This window comes from Pectobacterium versatile (assembly GCF_003932035.1).
Taxonomy (GTDB): domain Bacteria; phylum Pseudomonadota; class Gammaproteobacteria; order Enterobacterales; family Enterobacteriaceae; genus Pectobacterium; species Pectobacterium versatile.
In genome coordinates, this window is sequence record NZ_CP034276.1 from 3084787 (window position 1) to 3104848 (window position 20062).

Annotated in this window: 21 protein-coding genes; 13 read left to right on the forward strand and 8 right to left on the reverse strand. The window is 48.7% G+C overall.

What is annotated here, in order from left to right; all coding sequences use genetic code 11:
- The first annotated feature begins 175 nt into the window (after nt 1-175).
- From fliF to fliR, 13 genes are all read left to right on the forward strand, one after another.
- Nucleotides 176-1894 (forward strand): flagellar basal-body MS-ring/collar protein FliF, encoded by a 1719-nt coding sequence (gene fliF / locus EIP93_RS13980; protein ID WP_103971977.1) that lies wholly within the window; start codon nt 176-178, stop codon nt 1892-1894.
- Nucleotides 1891-2883 (forward strand): flagellar motor switch protein FliG, encoded by a 993-nt coding sequence (fliG, locus tag EIP93_RS13985; RefSeq protein ID WP_039485692.1) that lies wholly within the window; start codon nt 1891-1893, stop codon nt 2881-2883. The genes fliF and fliG overlap by 4 nt, the downstream gene beginning before the upstream one ends.
- Nucleotides 2876-3598: a flagellar assembly protein FliH gene (gene fliH / locus EIP93_RS13990; RefSeq protein ID WP_125232862.1), complete on the forward strand. Its 723-nt coding sequence runs from the start codon at nt 2876-2878 to the stop codon at nt 3596-3598. The genes fliG and fliH overlap by 8 nt, the downstream gene beginning before the upstream one ends.
- Entirely contained in the window at nt 3598-4968 is a 1371-nt protein-coding gene (gene fliI, locus EIP93_RS13995; protein WP_103971975.1) for a flagellar protein export ATPase FliI, read from the forward strand. Before fliH ends, fliI begins: the two co-directional genes overlap by 1 nt.
- A gap of 8 nt (nt 4969-4976) precedes the next feature.
- Nucleotides 4977-5423 carry a flagellar export protein FliJ gene (gene fliJ / locus EIP93_RS14000; RefSeq protein ID WP_095699926.1) on the forward strand — a complete coding sequence of 149 codons (447 nt, stop codon included), beginning with the start codon at nt 4977-4979 and terminating at the stop codon, nt 5421-5423.
- Nucleotides 5420-6715, forward strand: coding sequence for a flagellar hook-length control protein FliK (locus EIP93_RS14005; RefSeq protein ID WP_125232863.1), 1296 nt, complete (start codon nt 5420-5422; stop codon nt 6713-6715). The genes fliJ and EIP93_RS14005 overlap by 4 nt, the downstream gene beginning before the upstream one ends.
- 155 nt (nt 6716-6870) lie before the next feature.
- Complete coding sequence (gene fliL, locus EIP93_RS14010; protein ID WP_103971973.1) at nt 6871-7350, forward strand: flagellar basal body-associated protein FliL; 480 nt, start codon at nt 6871-6873, stop codon at nt 7348-7350.
- A gap of 5 nt (nt 7351-7355) precedes the next feature.
- Nucleotides 7356-8369, forward strand: a complete 1014-nt coding sequence (gene fliM / locus EIP93_RS14015) for a flagellar motor switch protein FliM (protein ID WP_125232864.1) — start codon at nt 7356-7358, stop codon at nt 8367-8369.
- On the forward strand, nt 8362-8775 hold the full coding sequence (gene fliN, locus EIP93_RS14020) for a flagellar motor switch protein FliN (protein ID WP_102118447.1): 414 nt from the start codon (nt 8362-8364) through the stop codon (nt 8773-8775). The genes fliM and fliN overlap by 8 nt, the downstream gene beginning before the upstream one ends.
- Nucleotides 8775-9197 (forward strand): flagellar biosynthetic protein FliO, encoded by a 423-nt coding sequence (gene fliO, locus EIP93_RS14025; RefSeq protein WP_125232865.1) that lies wholly within the window; start codon nt 8775-8777, stop codon nt 9195-9197. The genes fliN and fliO overlap by 1 nt, the downstream gene beginning before the upstream one ends.
- Before the next feature lie 77 nt (nt 9198-9274).
- On the forward strand, nt 9275-9970 hold the full coding sequence (gene fliP / locus EIP93_RS14030) for a flagellar type III secretion system pore protein FliP (RefSeq protein ID WP_170310007.1): 696 nt from the start codon (nt 9275-9277) through the stop codon (nt 9968-9970).
- A 20-nt stretch (nt 9971-9990) separates the two neighbouring features.
- On the forward strand, nt 9991-10260 hold the full coding sequence (gene fliQ, locus EIP93_RS14035) for a flagellar biosynthesis protein FliQ (RefSeq protein ID WP_010279609.1): 270 nt from the start codon (nt 9991-9993) through the stop codon (nt 10258-10260).
- 2 nt (nt 10261-10262) lie between these two features.
- Nucleotides 10263-11048: a flagellar biosynthetic protein FliR gene (gene fliR / locus EIP93_RS14040; protein WP_125232866.1), complete on the forward strand. Its 786-nt coding sequence runs from the start codon at nt 10263-10265 to the stop codon at nt 11046-11048.
- A gap of 359 nt (nt 11049-11407) precedes the next feature.
- On the opposite strand, the gene flgL is transcribed toward fliR, so the two are convergent.
- From flgL to flgE, 8 genes are all read right to left on the reverse strand, one after another.
- Nucleotides 11408-12364: a flagellar hook-associated protein FlgL gene (gene flgL / locus EIP93_RS14045; RefSeq protein ID WP_102118443.1), complete on the reverse strand. Its 957-nt coding sequence runs from the start codon at nt 12362-12364 to the stop codon at nt 11408-11410.
- A gap of 31 nt (nt 12365-12395) precedes the next feature.
- On the reverse strand, nt 12396-14078 hold the full coding sequence (gene flgK / locus EIP93_RS14050) for a flagellar hook-associated protein FlgK (RefSeq protein WP_103971967.1): 1683 nt from the start codon (nt 14076-14078) through the stop codon (nt 12396-12398).
- A gap of 125 nt (nt 14079-14203) precedes the next feature.
- Nucleotides 14204-15166 carry a flagellar assembly peptidoglycan hydrolase FlgJ gene (flgJ, locus tag EIP93_RS14055; RefSeq protein ID WP_125232867.1) on the reverse strand — a complete coding sequence of 321 codons (963 nt, stop codon included), beginning with the start codon at nt 15164-15166 and terminating at the stop codon, nt 14204-14206.
- On the reverse strand, nt 15166-16275 hold the full coding sequence (locus tag EIP93_RS14060) for a flagellar basal body P-ring protein FlgI (RefSeq protein ID WP_039545079.1): 1110 nt from the start codon (nt 16273-16275) through the stop codon (nt 15166-15168). The genes flgJ and EIP93_RS14060 overlap by 1 nt, the downstream gene beginning before the upstream one ends.
- Nucleotides 16276-16291: 16 nt before the next feature.
- Nucleotides 16292-17005, reverse strand: coding sequence for a flagellar basal body L-ring protein FlgH (gene flgH / locus EIP93_RS14065; RefSeq protein ID WP_039545081.1), 714 nt, complete (start codon nt 17003-17005; stop codon nt 16292-16294).
- A 179-nt stretch (nt 17006-17184) separates the two neighbouring features.
- The gene (gene flgG, locus EIP93_RS14070) at nt 17185-17967 is read right to left on the reverse strand and encodes a flagellar basal-body rod protein FlgG (protein WP_039359858.1); all 783 of its coding nucleotides are present in this window, start codon (nt 17965-17967) and stop codon (nt 17185-17187) included.
- A gap of 27 nt (nt 17968-17994) precedes the next feature.
- Entirely contained in the window at nt 17995-18750 is a 756-nt protein-coding gene (locus EIP93_RS14075; protein WP_039485730.1) for a flagellar basal body rod protein FlgF, read from the reverse strand.
- A gap of 21 nt (nt 18751-18771) precedes the next feature.
- On the reverse strand, nt 18772-20037 hold the full coding sequence (flgE, locus tag EIP93_RS14080; protein ID WP_103971964.1) for a flagellar hook protein FlgE: 1266 nt from the start codon (nt 20035-20037) through the stop codon (nt 18772-18774).
- Between the last annotated feature and the right edge of the window lie 25 nt (nt 20038-20062).

Consider the following 20062-nt stretch of genomic DNA (forward strand, 5'->3'; position numbering starts at 1 on the left):
GCACAATTAGCGCGAAAAATGCCACCTTATCGACCCATCGATTTTTCTTTTACGGAAAATAATGACATGCCGATAAATGTAGGCGAAATGTTTTATTGATTGCGCAATCAGGGAGTTCTGTTTTGTCACGTCACAACGTTAAGTATATCGTTCAACAACCAAGCAGAGATAGAGTATGAACGCCTCATTAACCGGCTCCGCTACCGGTAAAAATAGCTTTGGCGAAATACTCAACCGGTTACGCGCCAATCCGAAAATTCCGCTATTGATCGCAGCCGCTGCGACCATTGCGATCGTCGTTGCGTTGACGCTATGGGCCAAAGGTCCAGACTATAGAGTGCTTTATAGTAATATAAATGACCGTGACGGCGGTGCGATTGTCAGCGAATTAACAAAGCTGAATATACCCTATCGTTTTGCGGAAAATGGCGGCGCGATCATGATTCCCGCTGCCAATGTCTATGAGACCCGACTTCGACTGGCTCAACTGGGACTGCCAAAAGGCGGCGCAGTTGGCTTTGAATTGCTCGATCAGGAAAAGTTTGGCATCAGCCAATTCAGCGAGCAGATTAATTACCAGCGTGCGCTGGAAGGTGAACTGTCCAGAACGATAGAAACGCTCGGCCCCGTTCAGAAAGCACGAGTCCACCTTGCCATACCGAAACCTTCACTGTTCGTGCGTGAGCAAAAAGCGCCCTCTTCTTCTGTCACCCTGACATTACAGCCGGGTCGTGCATTAGACGAAGGACAAATCAATTCCATCGTTTATATGGTTTCCAGCAGTGTTGCTGGCTTGCCACCAGATAATGTTACAGTCGTCGATCAGACAGGACGCCTGTTAACCCAGGCAGGCGGCAGCAGCCGCGATCTGAATGCTGCGCAACTGAAGTACAGCAACGAAGTCGAGGCGATGTACCAACGCCGCATAGAGTCAATTATCGCACCGATGGTTGGCATGGGTAACGTACATGCCCAGGTCACCGCGCAAATCGATTTCTCTGCTCGCGAACAAACTGACGAACAGTATCAACCCAACCAACCGCCAGATAAAGCGGCTGTTCGCTCTCAGCAAACCAGCCAGAGTGAGCAAAAAGGAGGCCCGAACGTCGGTGGCGTTCCAGGTGCATTAACCAATCAGCCCGCACCGGCGCCTACAGCCCCTATCGCGACACCGCCCAATAATGCCAATGCGAACAATCAGGCTGGCCAGCAGAACCAAAACAATGCGGCAGGTGCGCAAGCTAATGCGGCAAATGCAAATACTGTTATTCAGACATCAAATGTTCGTAACGATGCAACAACCAACTATGAAGTCGACAAGACGATCTTACATACCAAACACAGTTCAGGTGGTGTGAAGCGCTTGTCTGCGGCCGTTATTGTTAACTACCAGCCTCCTGGTGAGGACGGCAAACCAGTTGCACTGACGGAAGAACAGATCAAACAGATTGAAACAGTAGCACGCGAAGCAATGGGCTTCTCCACTGAACGTGGCGATACATTAAATGTCGTGAATACGCCATTTATGGATAGCACTGACGGTTCTGGCGAACTCCCCTTCTGGCAAAAACAGGCATTTTTCGATCTCCTGATGGAAGCTGGCCGTTGGCTGCTGGTTCTGATCGTTGCTTGGATTCTGTGGCGTAAACTGGTTCGTCCACAATTGCAGAGAAAAGCACAGCAACAAGAAGCGGCGCTGGCGGCGGCGGCCCTGTCTCAAGGTACAGACAGCGATGTTATGGTCAACTTGAGTAGCTCGGAAGTTGAACAGCAGCGGAAATCGCAGCAACGCGTCAATGCAGAAATGCAAAGTAACCGCATACGTGAAATGGCAGAGAACGATCCACGCGTTGTCGCTCTGGTAATCCGTCAATGGATGAGTACTGAACTATGACCCTCACAGGAACAGAAAAAAGCGCCATCTTATTGATGACCATCGGTGAAGACCGCGCAGCGGAAGTGTTTACTCATCTTTCAACTAAAGAAGTACAACATCTCAGTTCTGCAATGGCGAACCTGAGACAGGTATCACAACAGCAGTTGCTCGAAATCCTGAGGGAGTTTGAGGCTGACTCAGAGCAATATGCCGCTCTCAGTGTGAATGCCAGCGATTACCTCCGCTCAGTGCTTATCAAAGCCCTTGGTGAAGAACGAGCGTCTAGCCTGCTGGAAGATATTCTGGAGAGCCGCGACTCTACGAGTGGAATGGAAACACTCAACTTTATGGAGCCGCAGATTGCCGCAGACCTTATTCGCGACGAACACCCGCAGATTATCGCAACAATCTTGGTGCACCTGAAGCGTGCTCAGGCTGCCGATATCTTAGCCCTGTTTGACGAACGTCTTCGTCATGACGTTATGCTACGTATCGCGACCTTCGGCGGCGTTCAGCCTTCCGCACTGGCAGAATTGACAGACGTTCTGAATGGCTTGCTGGATGGTCAGAATCTCAAACGCAGCAAAATGGGTGGTGTTCGTACTGCGGCTGAGATTATCAACCTGATGAAAACCCAGCAGGAAGAAGCGGTTATCGATGCAGTACGCGAATTCGATGGCGAACTGGCACAGAAAATCATCGACGAAATGTTCCTGTTCGAAAATCTGGTGGACGTGGACGACCGCAGTATCCAGCGCCTTCTGCAAGAAGTCGAGTCCGAGTCTCTGCTGTTGGCATTGAAAGGTGCCGAAGAGCCTTTACGCGAGAAATTCCTGCGCAATATGTCTCAGCGTGCTGCAGAAATTCTTCGCGACGACCTTTCAACTCGCGGCCCAGTGCGTATGTCGCAGGTCGAAAACGAACAGAAAGCCATTCTGCTTATCGTCCGTCGACTGGCAGACAGCGGCGAGATGATTATCGGTGGCGGCGAGGATGCTTATGTCTAACGCCCCCAAAAACCTAGCCTGGCAGCCTTGGCAGCCCAACGATCTGGCTGAACCTGTTTCAAGATCCGTTCCGGCATATCAGGTAAATAATGAACCTGAAGTGCCTGAAATGGAGCGTTTCAATGAAGAGAACGCTCCTCCTACCTTAGAGGATGAGCTAGCGTCTCTGCGTGAAAGTACGCTGCAACAGGCGCGAGAAGCGGGTTTTGCGCAAGGCCATCAACAAGGTTATGACGTAGGTTATCAGGAGGGGTTAGCCAAAGGCCAACAGCAGGGCTTACAAAACGCCTTGCAGCAGCAGCAGCCGATCATCGAACAAATGCAGCACATGGTCACCGAATTCCAACAGACGCTGGATACACTCGACAGTGTGATCCCTGCTCGTTTGATGCAGTTGGCGTTGACCGCAGCCAAGCAGATTCTGGGGCAACCTCCGGTATGCGACGGTAATGCGCTGCTCGGTCAGATACAACATCTGCTCCAGCAAGAACCTATTTTTTCAGGTAAGACGCAACTGCGCGTTCACCCTTCAGATCTGGAACGTGTTGAACAGTATTTAGGCCCGACTCTCAGCCTACATGGTTGGAGATTACTTGCTGATAGCCAACTCCATCCTGGTGGTTGCAAAGTCAGTGCGGAAGAAGGCGATCTAGATGCCAGCCTGGCAACACGCTGGCATGAACTTTGCCGCTTAGCCGCACCAGGAGAACTATGATGACTTCACGCCTCGGACGCTGGCTCTCTTCTCTCGATTCATTTGAGAAGCGTATTGACGAGACACCATCGGTGCGTCGTTACGGCCGCTTAACCCGGGCGACAGGTTTGGTGTTGGAAGCAACTGGGTTACACATGCCCCTAGGCGCCACCTGCCTCATTGAACGGCAGAATGGTTCTCAGGTTGAAGAAATCGAAAGCGAAGTGGTCGGTTTCAACGGGCAAAAACTCTTCCTCATGCCGCTGGAAGAAGTCGAAGGTATTACCCCTGGAGCACGTGTCTACGCCCGTGTCGGCCAAGATAGCAGTAGCCAGGGGAAGCAATTGCCATTAGGTCCTGAATTACTGGGTCGAGTACTGGATGGTAGCGCGAAACCGCTGGATGGTTTACCCGCACCGGATACAGGCTATCGCGCAGCGCTGATTACGCCACCGGTCAACCCATTACAAAGAACGGCTATCGACAGTGTTCTGGACGTAGGTGTCCGAGCCATAAACGCATTGCTTACCGTGGGTCGGGGGCAGCGAATGGGTCTGTTTGCGGGTTCCGGGGTAGGTAAAAGTGTGCTGTTGGGTATGATGGCGCGCTATACTCAGGCTGACGTCATCGTTGTTGGCCTTATCGGTGAACGTGGCCGAGAAGTGAAAGACTTTATCGAGAATATCCTGGGCACGGAAGGACGAGCGCGTTCCGTCGTTATTGCCGCACCGGCTGATGTTTCTCCATTATTAAGAATGCAGGGTGCCGCGTATGCCACGCGTATTGCTGAAGATTTTCGCGATCGCGGGCATCACGTTCTGCTCATCATGGATTCGCTCACGCGTTATGCCATGGCACAGCGTGAAATTGCTTTAGCGATTGGCGAACCGCCAGCAACCAAGGGTTATCCCCCTTCTGTCTTCGCTAAATTACCTGCGCTAGTAGAGCGCGCAGGGAATGGTATTCATGGAGGTGGTTCAGTCACCGCCTTCTATACTGTTCTAACAGAAGGTGACGATCAGCAGGATCCTATCGCTGACTCCGCTCGCGCCATCCTTGACGGGCATATCGTATTGTCACGTCAATTAGCTGAGTCTGGCCATTATCCGGCAATTGATATTGAAGCATCGATTAGTCGTGCGATGACAGCGCTGATCGATGAAGGTCATTATGCTTCTGTCAGGCAGTTTAAACAGTTACTATCCAGCTACCAACGTAACCGTGATTTAGTCAGTGTTGGTGCCTACGCCGCAGGCAGCGACCCTATGCTTGATAAAGCAATTCGGCTTTACCCGCACCTGGAAGCCTTCTTGCAGCAGGGTATGTTTGAACAAAGTAACTATGAAGAGTCCTGCCAGGCGTTGCACACTATTTTCCCTCGTAACGAGTAGGAGAGCAGATGAAAACCCAGTCACCGCTGGTTACACTACGCGAACTGGCGCAGAAGGACGTTGAGAAAGCAGCAGGCCAGTTGGGTCAAGTGCGTCAGGCACATCAACAGGCCGAGCAGCAGCTCAATATGCTGTTAAACTATCAGGATGACTATCGTCAAAAATTGAACTCGACGATGTCCTCTGGTATGGCAAATAATAGCTGGCAAAATTATCAGCAGTTCATCCGAACGTTGGACGGTGCAATTGAGCAACACAGGCAACAGCTCTCGCAGTGGACATCACGTTTAGATTTAGCAATGAAGACCTGGCAAGAAAAACAGCAACGCTTGAACGCATTTGAAAAACTGCAGGATCGCGAACTGACAAGACAGCTTGCTAAAGAGAACAAAATAGAACAAAAACAAATGGATGAATTTGCCCAACGGGCCTCACAGAGGAAAGCAGAATCATGAATCTGTCCGCGTTACCTATAGCTACCACTGCCAGTGATACAAGCGGTTCTTCCGCTTCGTTACTGACACAGGGTGAGCTGCCAAAAGATTTTGTTGATCTGTTGAGCAAACGCATATCACAAGTAGCCGATACTTCGGGTAAAAAAACGCTCGATAAAGTAGACGAAGAAGCCCTGCTAAGCGCGTTAGGGAAAGATAATGCTTCGCTGAGCCGTGACGATTTAAATGCCCTGCTTTCTTCCTTCAGTTCTCTCACTGGAGCAACGATTACAGCGGGTAAGCAAAATCCAGAAATTGTAGGGCAGGCGAAATTTAAGAATCTGGACAAAAAAGAGAGTGACAGCACGGCAAATGACGCTATCGCCATGCAGGCACTGCTTGCTATGTTGCAGACAACGCCGCTTCCTACACAACCTGCCGCTGATAGTATTGCAGCAACTGCCGTAAATGCAGGGGTAATGATTCCAGGGCTTATTGACGCTAAACGCCAGAATGAGGCGTCCGCATCGTTATTAAACAATACGGGTGAAAGTGCTAAAGGCACGCTGGCAAAATTACTCGACTCTTCAGTGATGCCAGATAAAGATGCTGGCATATCACGCGATCTGCATCATGCAGCCAAGCAAACCTCATCTGCAACCACCGAATCTGCGGATGAGTCTGCAAAGTTTGCGCTAACGACGCCAAACTCCCTTGCAGGCGATCGCAATGTGTCTGAATCAGTCTCTGCGTTAGGCAATGGCGCGTCTCAAACAACGCCGCCTGTCGCACAGGCTATGCATATTCAGCCGGCATCAGTGGGAACGACCACCCCAGCCCCTCAGGCAGCTAGCGCACAACTGAATGCACCATTTGGTTCACCGCAATGGCAAGATGCATTGGGCCAGCAAATCATTATGTTCAGCCGTAATGGTCAACAGACCGTAGAGTTACGTTTGAACCCACAGGAATTGGGTGCCCTGCACATCAGTCTAAAAATTGATGATAATCAGGCTCAAATTCATCTGGCTTCAGCAAGCGGTCAGGTTCGTTCAGCGCTGGAAGCTGCGCTGCCGCACCTGCGTAATGCGATGGCAGAGAGCGGAATTAACCTTGGCCAGAGCAGCGTAGGTAGTGATTCCTCTGCCTGGCAGCAGCAAATGGCGGGTAATAACAACGATGGCAACAACCGTGGCCCGTCTTACCAACAACAATTTGGCCATTCATCAGACAGCACAAGTGAATTATTAGACGTACCAGAACAGTTAAGATCAATGGCATCATCGGTCAACGGCGTTGATATCTTTGCCTGAAAGTGAAGTAAACGAATAAGTTAGCACGATTTTCCCTGCCTATTCTCTGTATTGAACATTGCAATAGGCAGGATAATCATCGACATTACGCATTTATTTATTGTTGGTTTCATCCAGCAATAAATATCGATAAGTAACGGGAACTATCTTTGGCTATGTCTGATATGCAAGTTCGACCAGGACGTAAACGGTCTATTTGGCTAATACTACTGATTATCGTTGCTCTCGCTGCAACTGGTGCTACGGGCGCCGCTTGGTGGCTATTAAGTCAGAAAAATGCGGCAACGGCTGAGCAGGAAGCACCGCCACCGCCAGAGCCTGTTTTCATGCCACTGGATACCTTTACCGTTAATCTCGTCAATGCAGATAATGACCCTGATCGCGTGTTATATGTTGGATTCACGCTGCGGTTACCCGATGAAGCCACGCGTACACGGTTTACGAATTATCTACCAGAAGTTCGCAGCAGACTATTATTACTGCTTTCTCGTCAGGACGCGATTGCGCTTGCCAATGAGCAAGGTAAACAAAAGCTGATAGAGCAAATTAAGCAAGTGCTAAGCCCACCATTAGTTCCTGGTCAACCTAACCAGGTCGTTACTGATGTTCTGTTCACGGCCTTTATACTGCGGTAACCATTATGGGCGATAGTATTCTTTCACAAGCAGAAATTGATGCATTATTAAACGGCGACAGCGGTGATAGTGACGCTGAAGCAAATGCGGCATCAAAAACGGATGGCGGCGTTAAGCCCTATGATCCGAATACTCAGCGACGCGTTATCCGCGAGCGTTTACAGGCGTTAGAGATCATTAATGAACGTTTTGCTCGCCAGTTCAGAATGTCATTATTTAACCTGTTGCGCCGTAGCCCTGATATCACCGTGGGTGGAATTAAGATCCAGCCTTATCATGAGTTTGCCAGGAACCTTCCGGTACCGACAAACCTGAACCTTATCCACTTAAAACCGCTACGCGGTACTGCATTGTTTGTGTTTTCTCCGAGCCTGGTGTTTATAGCTGTAGATAACCTTTTTGGCGGTGACGGGCGTTTTCCGACGAAAGTAGAAGGCCGCGAATTCACCCACACAGAGCAAAGAGTAATCAAACGTATGTTACGCCTGGCTCTGGAAGCCTATGGCGAAGCCTGGAATGCGATTTACAAACTTGACATCGAATACGTGCGTTCAGAAATGCAGGTCAAGTTTACCAACATCACGACGTCACCTAATGATATCGTCGTGACGACACCGTTTCATGTTGAAATCGGTTCGCTGACAGGTGAATTTAACATCTGTATTCCTTTTTCAATGATCGAGCCGTTGCGCGAATTGCTCGCCAACCCACCATTGGAAAACTCACGCCAGGAAGATCAGAGCTGGCGGGACACCTTAGCCAAGCAGGTACAACATTCTGAATTGGAATTAGTTGCAAGCTTTGTTGATATTCCGCTGCGCCTCTCCAAGATTCTGAAGCTACAGCCCGGCGATGTCTTACCGATCGACAAACCTGATAAAATAGTCGCTCATGTTGACGGCGTGCCCGTGCTGACCAGCCAATATGGCACATTGAACGGGCAATATGCCCTGCGTGTTGAACATTTGATTAACCCTATATTGAATTCTCTGGATAACGAGGAACAGCCCCATGAGTGACACCAAGAAGCCGTCCGACGACAAGGAATCAGTGGACGATCTGTGGGCTGATGCATTTAACGAGCAGCAGGCTGCAGAAAAACCGGCCCCGACAACGGAAGGTATTTTTAAGGCGCTAGAGGGTCATGATCCGTTGGGTGCTCTGCAGGATATCGACCTGATATTGGACATCCCTGTCAAACTCACCGTTGAGCTTGGCCGGACCAAAATGACAATAAAAGAATTACTGCGCCTGACTCAGGGCTCTGTTGTTGCACTTGATGGCTTAGCCGGTGAACCGTTAGATATCCTGATTAATGGCTATCTCATCGCCCAAGGCGAGGTGGTTGTGGTATCTGACAAGTACGGTGTCCGTATTACAGATATCATGACACCATCCGAACGTATGCGCCGCCTGAGTCGTTAATGGCAATAGCCTCGATATCCTCTCCGGCCCCAGTAGCAAGTCAACAGTCAACACTTGCTACTGAGCCACCACTTACCGGCAGCATGTTACTGACACAGGTTGGTAGCGTGCTCGCTGGTATTTTATTATTTATTCTGCTGATTGCCTGGCTGGCTCGCAAACTCGGCTTTGCTCCCCAAGCCAAGCAAAACAAGTTGCTAAAAGTGGTATCAAGTTGCCCTGTCGGGCAGCGTGAACGTGTCGTCATTGTAGAGGTTGATAATACCTGGCTGGTGTTAGGTGTTACGGCTCAGCAAATCACGCCACTGCATACACTGCCGGCACAACCAACCAACGACAGTTCCTCCACTGGCGATACCAAGCCGGTAGATTTCAATCAACTGTTAAAGAAAGTTTTAAAGCGTCCGGAAAAATCGGAATGAGTGCCTTGCCTAATTATTTTCGTATCACCGCCCTGCTTCGCACACTGCGCTATGGTTTAGCCATCGGTTTATTATTCATGGCACCATCCGTATGGGCACAGCTTCCTGGAATTGTGACGCAGCCGCTACCTAACGGTGGGCAGAGCTGGACGCTATCAGTACAAACGCTGGTTTTCCTCACGTCATTAACGTTTCTTCCTGCCGCACTGCTAATGATGACCAGCTTCACCCGCATCATCATTGTACTGAGTTTGTTACGTAATGCGCTGGGTACACCAACCGCACCACCGAACCAGGTATTGCTCGGGTTGACGCTTTTCCTGACATTTTTCATCATGTCGCCAGTATTAAACCGCGTTTATGACGAAGCCTATCTTCCCTTCAGTCAGGATCAAATCAGCATGGAAGTCGCCATAGAACGTGGCGCGGAACCTGTGCGTGAGTTCATGCTGCGGCAGACCCGGGAAACCGATCTGGCGTTATTTACCCGGCTGGCAGAAATTCCAGAGATTCAGGGACCTGAAGCAGTACCTATGCGTGTACTTCTCCCCGCATTTGTGACAAGTGAGCTAAAAACCGCTTTCCAAATTGGTTTCACCGTGTTCATTCCTTTCCTTATCATCGACCTTGTTGTTGCCAGTGTATTGATGGCGCTGGGTATGATGATGGTTCCTCCGGCAACAATTTCGTTGCCTTTTAAACTCATGCTTTTCGTATTAGTCGATGGCTGGCAGCTGCTACTCGGTTCATTAGCCCAAAGTTTTTATAGTTAGACGGATAGAGGAATGCGACTATGACACCAGAATCGGTGATGGCGCTTGGCTATGAAGCAATGAAAGTAGCATTGGCGTTGGCGGCGCCTCCGTTGATGGCAGCACTACTCAGCGGGTTGCTTATTAGTCTCTTGCAGGCTGCCACTCAGATAAACGAAATGACACTGTCGTTTATCCCTAAAATCCTAACAGTCTTCTTCACCTTAGTGATCGCTGGGCCCTGGATGTTAAACCTCATGCTGGACTATATGCGTACGCTATTCGGCCAGTTACCTAATATTATTGGGTAAGCATGCTGACATTTAACAGTTGGGATATGGTGAATTGGGTCAGCCAGTTTTTCTGGCCTTTTGTCAGAATTCTTGCCCTGATCAGCACCGCACCGGTCTTTAACGAAAGAGCAATTGGCAATCGGGTAAAAATCGGTTTGGGAGTAATGATTACCCTGCTTGTTGCGCCCTATTTACCGTTAAATACCACGCCTATTTTTTCCGTCATGGGCGTATGGCTGTTAATACAGCAAATTCTCATCGGTGTTACTCTCGGCCTGTCAATGCAGTTAGCATTTGCCGCTATTCGCCATGCTGGCGAACTCATTGGCTTACAAATGGGGCTCGCTTTTGCGACCTTCTTTGATCCCACTGGTGGCCCGAACATGCCAATAATTGCCCGCTTCATGAATATTCTCGCGATATTATTGTTCTTAACCTTTGATGGGCACCTCTGGCTGATTTCGTTATTAGCAGATAGTTTCTATACTCTGCCCGTCAGTGTTAATCCGATTAACAGTCATGCCTTTCTTGCTCTTGCGCGCGCTGGCGGGTTAATCTTTATTAATGGGCTGATGTTGGCATTGCCCATCATAACGCTATTACTGACCATCAACCTAGCATTAGGCATGCTTAACCGTATGGCCCCCCAACTCTCGATATTTGTCGTTGGCTTCCCGATTACTCTCACGGTGGGAATCATGACGTTAGGTTTATTACTTCCTCTTATCCCACCCTTTGCAGAGCATTTATTCAGCGAAGTATTCGATTTACTCGCTGACATTCTCACTCAACTATCAAGTTCTTAGCCGTTCCCTATATCAATCCGTAGTGGTCGAAGTGAGGCCAATACGGACACCAGGCGCATATATTTATTCCCCCAACATCCTTACAGTTTGCTACTGTAGCTCGTCCTATGGCTATACGACGCTGTGATTTTTTCAAAATCGCGCCAGGAAAGTGCGTCAGATAGCGATGCACTAAAACAGCCCATGCACTAATATAATAGGCGTTATATAAAAGAGAATGTCAGAGGGAATTGAGGATGTTGGGGGGATAAAAAATGGCATGTCATCCATTCAATATAATAAAAGGAGTGACACGCCTAAAAAATACGCCCGGTTTAAGCGTATTCAAACCGTAAAGTAGAATAGAAAAACTATTACTACTATCTCATCTGGAATAACGACATGCCTTGCATATTCTGAAAAGCCGTATAAGAAGCCTGTAGAGAAGACTGCTGCATGATGTAGGATGAAATCGCCTCATACCAGTCTGTATCCTGCAACTGTGATAATGTCGCTTTATTTGTCACATCGCGATCTTTACCAATTGCATCAAGATTATCAATCTCATTGAGCTGAATCCCTAACTCTGCACGAACAGCGGAAACATTATTTAAAGTATTGTTTAAACCGCGATTGGCCGTATCCATTGCAGCAGCAACACCGGCTTTGGTTGCATCATCAGCCCCATCAAGCGGGGTTTCAAGCGCCTTAATTGCAATGTCCAGCGTTTTAAATAAATCTTTTTGAACGGTGGTGCCATCAGGTTCTTTCTTCGCGTCTCCTGTTGCCTCAAGGAAAACGGCAGAACCGACATGGCTGACATTCATATCTCTAGCAGCATCGACACGCTGTGAAATCGCTTTATCTCCGCCGACATAGTTAACGCCTGTAGCTCCCTCAACAAAAGGCGTTTTGTCTGTTTCATAACCGGCAAAAATATAATTGCCATTGCCATCGGTGCTATTCGCCAGATTCAATAATTCAGCCTTCATACCGCGCAACGCTGTCGCATGTGATTTGCGATCATCATCACTCTTAATACCGCCGCCGCTAATCACCTCAGTTAAGGCAGAGGTAATAGTGATGACACTTTTATCTAAGATAGAATCTTCCAATGACATGCTTTGCTTAGCAAACGTACGTGCTAGCGTATATTGGCTGTTTTCCGACTGAGCCTGGCCAAGCATAATAACATTCGCTGCTGCAATCGGATCATCTGATGGGTTTACGACACGTTTACCCGTTGCTAACTGCTCACCCGTTTTTTGCCACGTTGCCTGACCATTAATAATGCCTTGCATATTTTGCTGATATATCATGCTGGTGCTTAAGCGCATGGTATTAATTCCTCTTTATTAAATGGTCAAACTAGCTACGGGCCGCTAAAAGCGCATCGAATATGGATTGGGCTGTTTTGATGACCTGAGCATTGGCCATATAGTATTGCTGATAACGCATCAGATCGCCGTATTCTTCATCCAGGTTTACACCGGATACGGACTGCTGTTCTGCTGTGAGTTGCTTAACAACGTTTTGCTGAGATGTATTATTTATCTTCAGCGTGTTGGTCTGGTTACCAATCGCACCAACCAAGCTGGCGTATGCACCGGAAACACTCGCTTTGCGACCTACTATTTTTTCATTCTGCAGAGCAAGCAATGCTTTAGCATTGGTGTTATCACTCACACCACCGAAAGGAATAGAATTACCCGTTGCATCAAAAGCAGATGCTGCTGCAATTTTATTCGGATCAGAAATAGCTACTGACATATCAATAATAGCGTCATTGACCGGCTTAAGCAGGAAGCTATCATTCGTTGCAGGTGTCCCTGTAATGCTCATTTTGATGCCATCAAAATTCAGACTGCTCTCGGGCGGAGCCCCTGCGGTTGTTACTGCGGCGGTAAATTTTGAATTATCAGATAAACGGGTCACTTGCCAATTAGCGCCATCATATTTAATCGAATAATTGGTTGCCTGTACGTCTTTGGTATCGGTATAAGATGGTGTTAGTACCGCATTACCACTGTTTTTACTGTCATTCAGGGCAACCGCTTTACCAAAAGAGAAGAAATCACCGCCTTTAACGCCATCACGGTCATAACCTTTTTGATGTTGAACATTAAATGCATCAGCAAATGACAGCGCTAACTGCCCTAGCTGATTGCGTGCCCCATCCAGCGTCTCTGAACGAAAGGAGAGCAATCCCCCTAATGAACCGCCCGTTAACGTACTCTCATTCAACGTGACAACATCGTTTGTCTGATCTTTATATCCGATGGTAAGGCGAGTCGGATCGATGCTGGAACCTATTGCGGCTAACTGATTGCTTGTGCCTGCCTGAACGAGGTTGGTACCATTCTTTAACGCAACGTTATAAACCGTTCCATCTTGAATAACGACATCAACGCCCACTAACTTATTAAGTTGATCGACTAATACATCGCGCTGATCGAGCAAATCATTAGGCATCGTGCCGCTATTTGCGCCCATTAGTTTCGTGATTTCGTTGTTTAACGATGCGATCTGATCGGTATACGTATTAATTTGGCCAACAGTACTTTGAATCTGCGTATTCAGCCCACTGTCCATGTCACGCAGATATTTATCCGTGACCTTGAATTGGTTTACCAGCCCTTCAGCTTTGCCCAATACAGTTTGACGAGTCGACGAATCACCTGCGTTACTGGTGAGATTTTGCAGGTTAGAAAAGAAGCCCTGTATGGTTGATGACAGGCTAGTCGTACTACTGGCCAGCAGATTATCAATCTTGGAAATCTGCTCGTAATAAGCGGTAACTGAACTGCTTGTCGTTTGCGCAGAACGTAGCTGGTTGGTAATAAATTGATTATATTGACGGTCAATGCTAACAACATTAACACCGTTACCCATATATCCAGCGGATGTGCTGCTGCTAATTGCTTGTTCAATTATGGTATTTTGCCGGCTATACCCAGTAACAGCTTGATTACTAATGTTGTTACTGACTGTACTAAGAGCGGCCTGTGCACCTTTTAAGCCACTCATCGCCGTATTAATTAAATTGGACATAGGGTGTTGTTCCTTTTACACAGGCTTTTCCGCCCTGCGCGATTAACCAAATGCTGAAAGCAGCAAATACGCCACATAAGTTAAATACTTTATCGGTCAGGGCGCGTAAATCTTGAATAAAAAAATCAAAATAGCCGGCTCAAATCATGAGTGTAAGCTTTTGCCACTTTCTCACCTGAATGCTTCATTTGCTGGATCATATTAACCAGTTTCTGAGCATATTGCGGATCCGTTGCATAACCCGCTTTTTGCAATGCATGTGCCGCTTGCTCAGCCGTTCCGGCACTCATCACAGCAGAGTAGCGTGGGTTATTGGTCAACAATTTCACATAATCGCCAATAGCTTCAATATAGGAATCGTAAACTCTGAAGCTGGCTTTTACCTTTTTAGCCACACCTTGCTCATATTCTGTCGTAGTTATCTCAGTGGTTGGTCCATTCCAACTGCCGCCGGCCTTAATGCCGAATAAATTGTGGCTTGGGCGCCCATCTTCGGTAGGGATTTCACGCTGTCCCCAGCCAGATTCAAGCGCAGCCTGAGCGATGATCAGGTGATGAGGGATACCGCTATGCTGGCTGGCAATCTGAGCGGGTAAGGAAATCTGAGACACAAAATTACTATCGGATAGCGGCAACGCTGAACCCGTAGTGGGCAATTTGGGCAGCGCTTTACGTACCATCTGTTCCACAGCCGCCATTGGCATGCTTTTAAGCACATCACCATCAAATGTTAATGGAACAGAGGGAACAGCGGCTTTAGCCGCCGTAGCATCTGGTGATTGCCGAGTCAATTGCTCAACCATGACATCCGCAAGCCCAAGCCCCTTGCCTTTAGTTGAGATCTCTTGAGCAATTTGCTGGTCATACATTGAGGTATACAGACGCGTCTGATCGCTGTTGAAAAGCCCGTCCTGCGGAATCGCAGAACGCATGCTTTTCATCATCAATTGTACAAACACGCCTTCCATTTGTTGCGCAACCGCGCGGATGCCCTCTTTGCTTTGAGGATTACCTGAAACTTCACGCTTCAGCGTATTCAGGGACTGCGCATCATAGGCCGCGTTATTCAGCGTCTGCATATCACTCATCAGATAATTTCCAGTTTGGCACGCAAGCAGCCAGCACTTTGCATCGCCTGCAGAATAGACATCAGCTCCATCGGCGTCGCGCCTAAGGAATTCAATGCACGCACGACATTGTTGAGGTTGGCGCTGGAATTAACACGTTGTAAAGCACCGCCGGCTTGCTGAACCGAGATCTCTGTTTGCGGAGTCACAACCGTCTGCCCCCCCCCAAATGGGGTATTAGGTTGGCTAACGTTGGCCTGCTGATTGATCGTCACGGAGAGGTTACCCTGGGCGATAGCACAGCTATCCAGCGTGACATCGCGGTTCATTACGACAGATCCGGTACGAGAATTAATAATTACCTTGGCATCCTGAATACCGACGTTGACTTCAATATTTTGGACATCGGCCAAAAAACGAACCTGAGAACTATTGCCATGCGGGGCAAGTACCTGAATGGTACGAGAATCCAGCGGCGTCGCTGTACCACCATATCCAGAACGATTGATTGCATCGCTGACTTTCTGCGCCATTGAGAAGTCGTCATTCTTCAGCTGCAGTACTATCGTATTTGACGTGCCAAACGTACTCGGTAACTCCCGCTCAATAACCGCACCGTTACTGATTCGTCCGCCTGCAAGTTGGTTAACCTGAACACTGCTCCCACCAGCGGAGGCACCAGCACCACCAACCAAAACGTTCCCCTGCGCCAGTGCATAAACCTGGTTGTCTACCCCTTTCAATGGGGTCATCAGCAGCGTTCCGCCTCGCAAGCTCTTTGCGTTACCGAGCGAAGACACAACAACATCAATATTTTGGCCTGATCTGCCAAAAGGCGGGAGTTCCGCCGTTACCATCACCGCAGCCACATTCTTCAACTGCATGTTGGTTCCAGCAGGAACGGTAATCCCTAACTGAGAAAGCATGTTAGTTAAGCTTTGCGTGGTAAACGGCGTCTGCATAGTCTGATCGCCAGAACCATCTAGGCCAACCACTAAACCGTAACCAATTAAGGCATTACCGCGTACGCCCTGGATATTCACCAGATCGCGAATTCTCTCTGCCGACGCAGGGACAATATTCAGCGTCAGTAACGTCAGCAGTACAGTGAAAAATGATGCAATCCGCATGGCAGGCCTCTTAAGCTTAGAACGGAGAAACATTGAGGAAGAACCGCTGTAACCAGCCCATGTTTTGCGCTTCGTTAATATAACCGTTACCGACATATTCAATCCGCGCATCCGCAACCTGCGTTGATGGCACCGAGTTATTACCGCTGATGGTTCTCGGATTTACTACGCCAGAGAAACGGATAAACTCTGTTCCCTGATTGATGGCAATTTGTTTTTCGCCAACGACTTGCAGGTTGCCATTAGCAAGGACTTGACCCACGGTGACCGTAATCGTACCGCTGAAGGTGTTGTTTGCATTCGCACCACCTTGCCCAGTAAATTCGTTTGTTCCAGTTGCATTCAGGGAGGCTCGGTTATTACCCAACGGCCCTTCAAGATAGCGCGGTACCGCAGTCAGGCCAAACGTGGATGAACCATCGCGACTTGCATTGGCAGACGAACTTTTACTCGCGCTCACATTTTCCTGCAGCACGATCGTCAATGTGTCGCCAATATTTCGTGGGCGACGATCCTCAAACATCGGCTGATAACCATAATTCATCGGCTGTACAGTTTGAAAAATAGAACCATTTGGCCCCGCTAATACGGGCGATCCAGGCTGAGCAGTCGTAGGCCCAGTGACAACTTTATCATGCGGAATATAGGCGCAACCGTTAAGTGCTAACATCGCGATCAATGCCAACAGACGGTGTCGGCGGAGTGGTTTGATAACCGACTTTGCATTCATTATCACTGCGGATATCGCCTTAAATTAATCTATTTCACCTATTCACGCGGTAAATCAAAACCATACTACCCACTCATCGGGTGCTTATGGCCATCATTACCTCGTTAACTGTCTATATTGCTACTATCAGGCAACCAGAGCACCCGCTCTCGCGCCTGAAATTAGTAGGCTACCTACCATTACAGCTGGGTCAATTTCTGCAACATTTGGTCAGAAGAAGAAATAGCTTTACTGTTGATTTCGTAAGCACGCTGAGTCTGAATCATCGATACCAATTCCTCTGCCACATTGACGTTGGAGGTTTCGACATATTTCTGATACAGCAGACCCGCGCCATTCAACCCTGGGTTTGTTTCATTCGGCGCGCCAGAGCTCGCGGTTTCGAGATACAAGTTTTCGCCCATGCTCTCAAGGCCGCTATCGTTAATAAAGGTTGTCAGTGTCAACTGGCCAATCTGGTTTGTTGCCGCCTGCCCCTGCAATTTAACGCTGACAATACCGTCACGGCCTATATTCAGTTCCGTCGCATTCGCTGGAACGGTAATCGCTGGCTGAACCTGATAACCACTGGACGTCACTAACTGGCCGTTACCATCAAGCTGGAAGGCGCCGTCACGCGTGTAAGCCGTTGTCCCATCAGGCAGCTGAACCTGAAAGAATCCCTGACCTTTGATCGCAACGTCTTTAGAGTTACCCGTTTCGGAAAAGGTCCCTTGAGTATGAATACGCTCTGTTGAGACCGGACGAACACCGGTACCCAGCTGCAAGCCGGACGGTAGCATGGTTTGCTCTGAAGATTGAGCCCCAGGCTGACGAACTGTTTGATACATCAAGTCTTCAAATACCGCACGCTGACGCTTGAAACCATTGGTGCTGACGTTTGCCAAGTTATTGGAAATAACGTCCATATTGGTTTGCTGAGCATTCAAGCCGGTTTTTGCAATCCACAAAGAACGGATCATTTATTCACTCCTGTGCGCACTCGGCGCTTAACCCATTGCTAATATCTGATTAGCGCGTTGTGCATTATCGTCGACGCTGCTAATGATTTTCATCTGCATTTCAAAGCGACGAGCATTGGCAATCATATCGACCATCGTATCGACCGTGTTCACATTACTGCCCTCGATCACACCTGGCATAATACGCACGGTAGGATCGTTTTGCAGAACATTACCACGTTGTTGCTGAGCCTGCTGCGTCAAGCGGAATAATCCGTCATCAGACCGCTCAACTTCTTGTCCGGTAGCCTTAACAAGCTTCAAGCGCCCCAACTGGGCAATCGTATTCGGTGGATCCCCAGCGTTAAGAGCAGAAATTGTACCATCAGCAGAAATGCTGATCTGAGCCTGCGGAGGAATGTCAATCGGTCCACCGTCGCCCATCACAACACGCCCCTGGATAGTCAACTGCCCATCAGCGCTGATCTCCATATTACCATTACGGGTGTACGCTTCACCGCCGTCAGCCGTTTGCACTGCCAGCCAACTCTCTTTCGGTAAAGCGACATCCATTGCACGGCCAGTATAATTCATCACGCCTTCAGTCATATCAGCGCCAGGCGTTGAAGCGACAACCAGCGTTCGGGTGGGCAGTGTCAGCCCATTTACCGGTACAGCACGCAGTGCGGAAAGCTGTGCCCGAAAACCCGGCGTTGAGGCGTTAGCCAAGTTGTTCGCAGTAATTGCCTGCTTTTCCAATGACTGACTCGCGCCACCCATTGCCGTATAAATCGCGTGATCCATGCAATGTCCCCGTTAGGATAATTAACGCAGGCTAACCAGCGTTTGCAGAATGGAATCCTGCGTTTTGATAGTTTGCGCGTTTGACTGGTAGTTACGCTGCGCAACAATCATGCTGACCAGTTCTTTACTCAGGTCAACGTTTGAACTTTCGGTAGATTTTCCGATCAGTTTACCCAGACTTCCGGTACCAGCCAGACCAACGACAGCCTGACCAGAGCTCGCAGTTTCAGACCAGGCGTTATCCCCTTCAGGCGATAAACCTTCTGGGTTGGCAAAGCTAGCCAGTAGGATCTGACCCAGCGCCTGCTTCTGACCGTTGCTGTAGCTACCTTCGATCGTGCCATCATCATTGATAGCAAAACCAGTCAATGATCCTGGAGCGAAACCATTCTGAGTTGGGCTCTTATAGCTGTATTCAGTGTTTTGCTGCACGCTACCAGTCAAATCGAGACTGAATTTGTTCGTTGCTGCACCATTGGTGCCTACGAGATTGAGTGTGAATGATGGAACTGGTGTCGTAGTCGGTACCGTTGCTGGAGGAACAGGCGGTGTCGTTACAGCATGAGATAACAACGCGCCATTCGCACCAAAATTCAGCGTCCCAGCATTTTGATACGAAGCTGGGGTGACAGGAGTGATGGAGTCATCCTTAGCATACGTCTGCCATGTATTGTTTGCCGTTTTAACAAAATACAGGGTGAAGTTATGCACATTACCTTGGCTATCGTAGGTTGTTAGTGCAGTTTTGCTGTTGTAGGTGCCTTCCGCACCAGGATTTGTAGCCCAAGCGTTTGTCGGAATTGGGTCTGAAGATTTCAGGTTAGCCTTAATTGATGCGATTGTCGTTGCGCTCGCCAACATGTCCCCATCAGGAACCGTCAACGGTACTGGATCGGCACCCGTTTGCACCGTTGGCGGCGTACCGGCGACCGGATAGCCCGTCAGTTGCATACCTTGCGCGTTGACGATATTACGACCGTTCAGCATGAACTGACCATTACGGCTGTAATAAGTCGAACCGTTGGTGTCTTGCAGACGGTAAAAACCACCGCCGCTAATCGCAACATCCAGGTCTCGTGAGGACGACGTCACAGTACCGTTACCAAAATCCTGCAATACCGATGCGACCTTCACACCCATACCGACTTTAGAACCCGCAAACATATCAGCGAATGTGACGGTCCCGGATTTAAAACCCACTGTCGCTGAGTTAGCGATGTTATTACCGATAACATCCAGGTTATTAGATGCCGCGTTTAAACCACTGACCGCCTGAGAAAAACCCATGTCGCTCTCCAGAGAATTGATTAAG

Excerpts from the sequence above, each read along its gene's own strand:
- fliF (WP_103971977.1), top strand. The coding sequence starts at position 176 with ATGAACGCCTCATTAACCGGCTCCGCTACCGGTAAAAATAGCTTTGGC.
- fliG (WP_039485692.1), top strand. The coding sequence starts at position 1,891 with ATGACCCTCACAGGAACAGAAAAAAGCGCCATCTTATTGATGACCATC.
- fliH (WP_125232862.1), top strand. The coding sequence starts at position 2,876 with ATGTCTAACGCCCCCAAAAACCTAGCCTGGCAGCCTTGGCAGCCCAAC.
- fliI (WP_103971975.1), top strand. The coding sequence starts at position 3,598 with ATGACTTCACGCCTCGGACGCTGGCTCTCTTCTCTCGATTCATTTGAG.
- fliJ (WP_095699926.1), top strand. The coding sequence starts at position 4,977 with ATGAAAACCCAGTCACCGCTGGTTACACTACGCGAACTGGCGCAGAAG.
- EIP93_RS14005 (WP_125232863.1), top strand. The coding sequence starts at position 5,420 with ATGAATCTGTCCGCGTTACCTATAGCTACCACTGCCAGTGATACAAGC.
- fliL (WP_103971973.1), top strand. The coding sequence starts at position 6,871 with ATGTCTGATATGCAAGTTCGACCAGGACGTAAACGGTCTATTTGGCTA.
- fliM (WP_125232864.1), top strand. The coding sequence starts at position 7,356 with ATGGGCGATAGTATTCTTTCACAAGCAGAAATTGATGCATTATTAAAC.
- fliN (WP_102118447.1), top strand. The coding sequence starts at position 8,362 with ATGAGTGACACCAAGAAGCCGTCCGACGACAAGGAATCAGTGGACGAT.
- fliO (WP_125232865.1), top strand. The coding sequence starts at position 8,775 with ATGGCAATAGCCTCGATATCCTCTCCGGCCCCAGTAGCAAGTCAACAG.
- fliP (WP_170310007.1), top strand. The coding sequence starts at position 9,275 with ATGGCACCATCCGTATGGGCACAGCTTCCTGGAATTGTGACGCAGCCG.
- fliQ (WP_010279609.1), top strand. The coding sequence starts at position 9,991 with ATGACACCAGAATCGGTGATGGCGCTTGGCTATGAAGCAATGAAAGTA.
- fliR (WP_125232866.1), top strand. The coding sequence starts at position 10,263 with ATGCTGACATTTAACAGTTGGGATATGGTGAATTGGGTCAGCCAGTTT.
- flgL (WP_102118443.1), bottom strand. The coding sequence starts at position 12,364 with ATGCGCTTAAGCACCAGCATGATATATCAGCAAAATATGCAAGGCATT.
- flgK (WP_103971967.1), bottom strand. The coding sequence starts at position 14,078 with ATGTCCAATTTAATTAATACGGCGATGAGTGGCTTAAAAGGTGCACAG.
- flgJ (WP_125232867.1), bottom strand. The coding sequence starts at position 15,166 with ATGAGTGATATGCAGACGCTGAATAACGCGGCCTATGATGCGCAGTCC.
- EIP93_RS14060 (WP_039545079.1), bottom strand. The coding sequence starts at position 16,275 with ATGCGGATTGCATCATTTTTCACTGTACTGCTGACGTTACTGACGCTG.
- flgH (WP_039545081.1), bottom strand. The coding sequence starts at position 17,005 with ATGAATGCAAAGTCGGTTATCAAACCACTCCGCCGACACCGTCTGTTG.
- flgG (WP_039359858.1), bottom strand. The coding sequence starts at position 17,967 with ATGATCCGTTCTTTGTGGATTGCAAAAACCGGCTTGAATGCTCAGCAA.
- EIP93_RS14075 (WP_039485730.1), bottom strand. The coding sequence starts at position 18,750 with ATGGATCACGCGATTTATACGGCAATGGGTGGCGCGAGTCAGTCATTG.
- flgE (WP_103971964.1), bottom strand. The coding sequence starts at position 20,037 with ATGGGTTTTTCTCAGGCGGTCAGTGGTTTAAACGCGGCATCTAATAAC.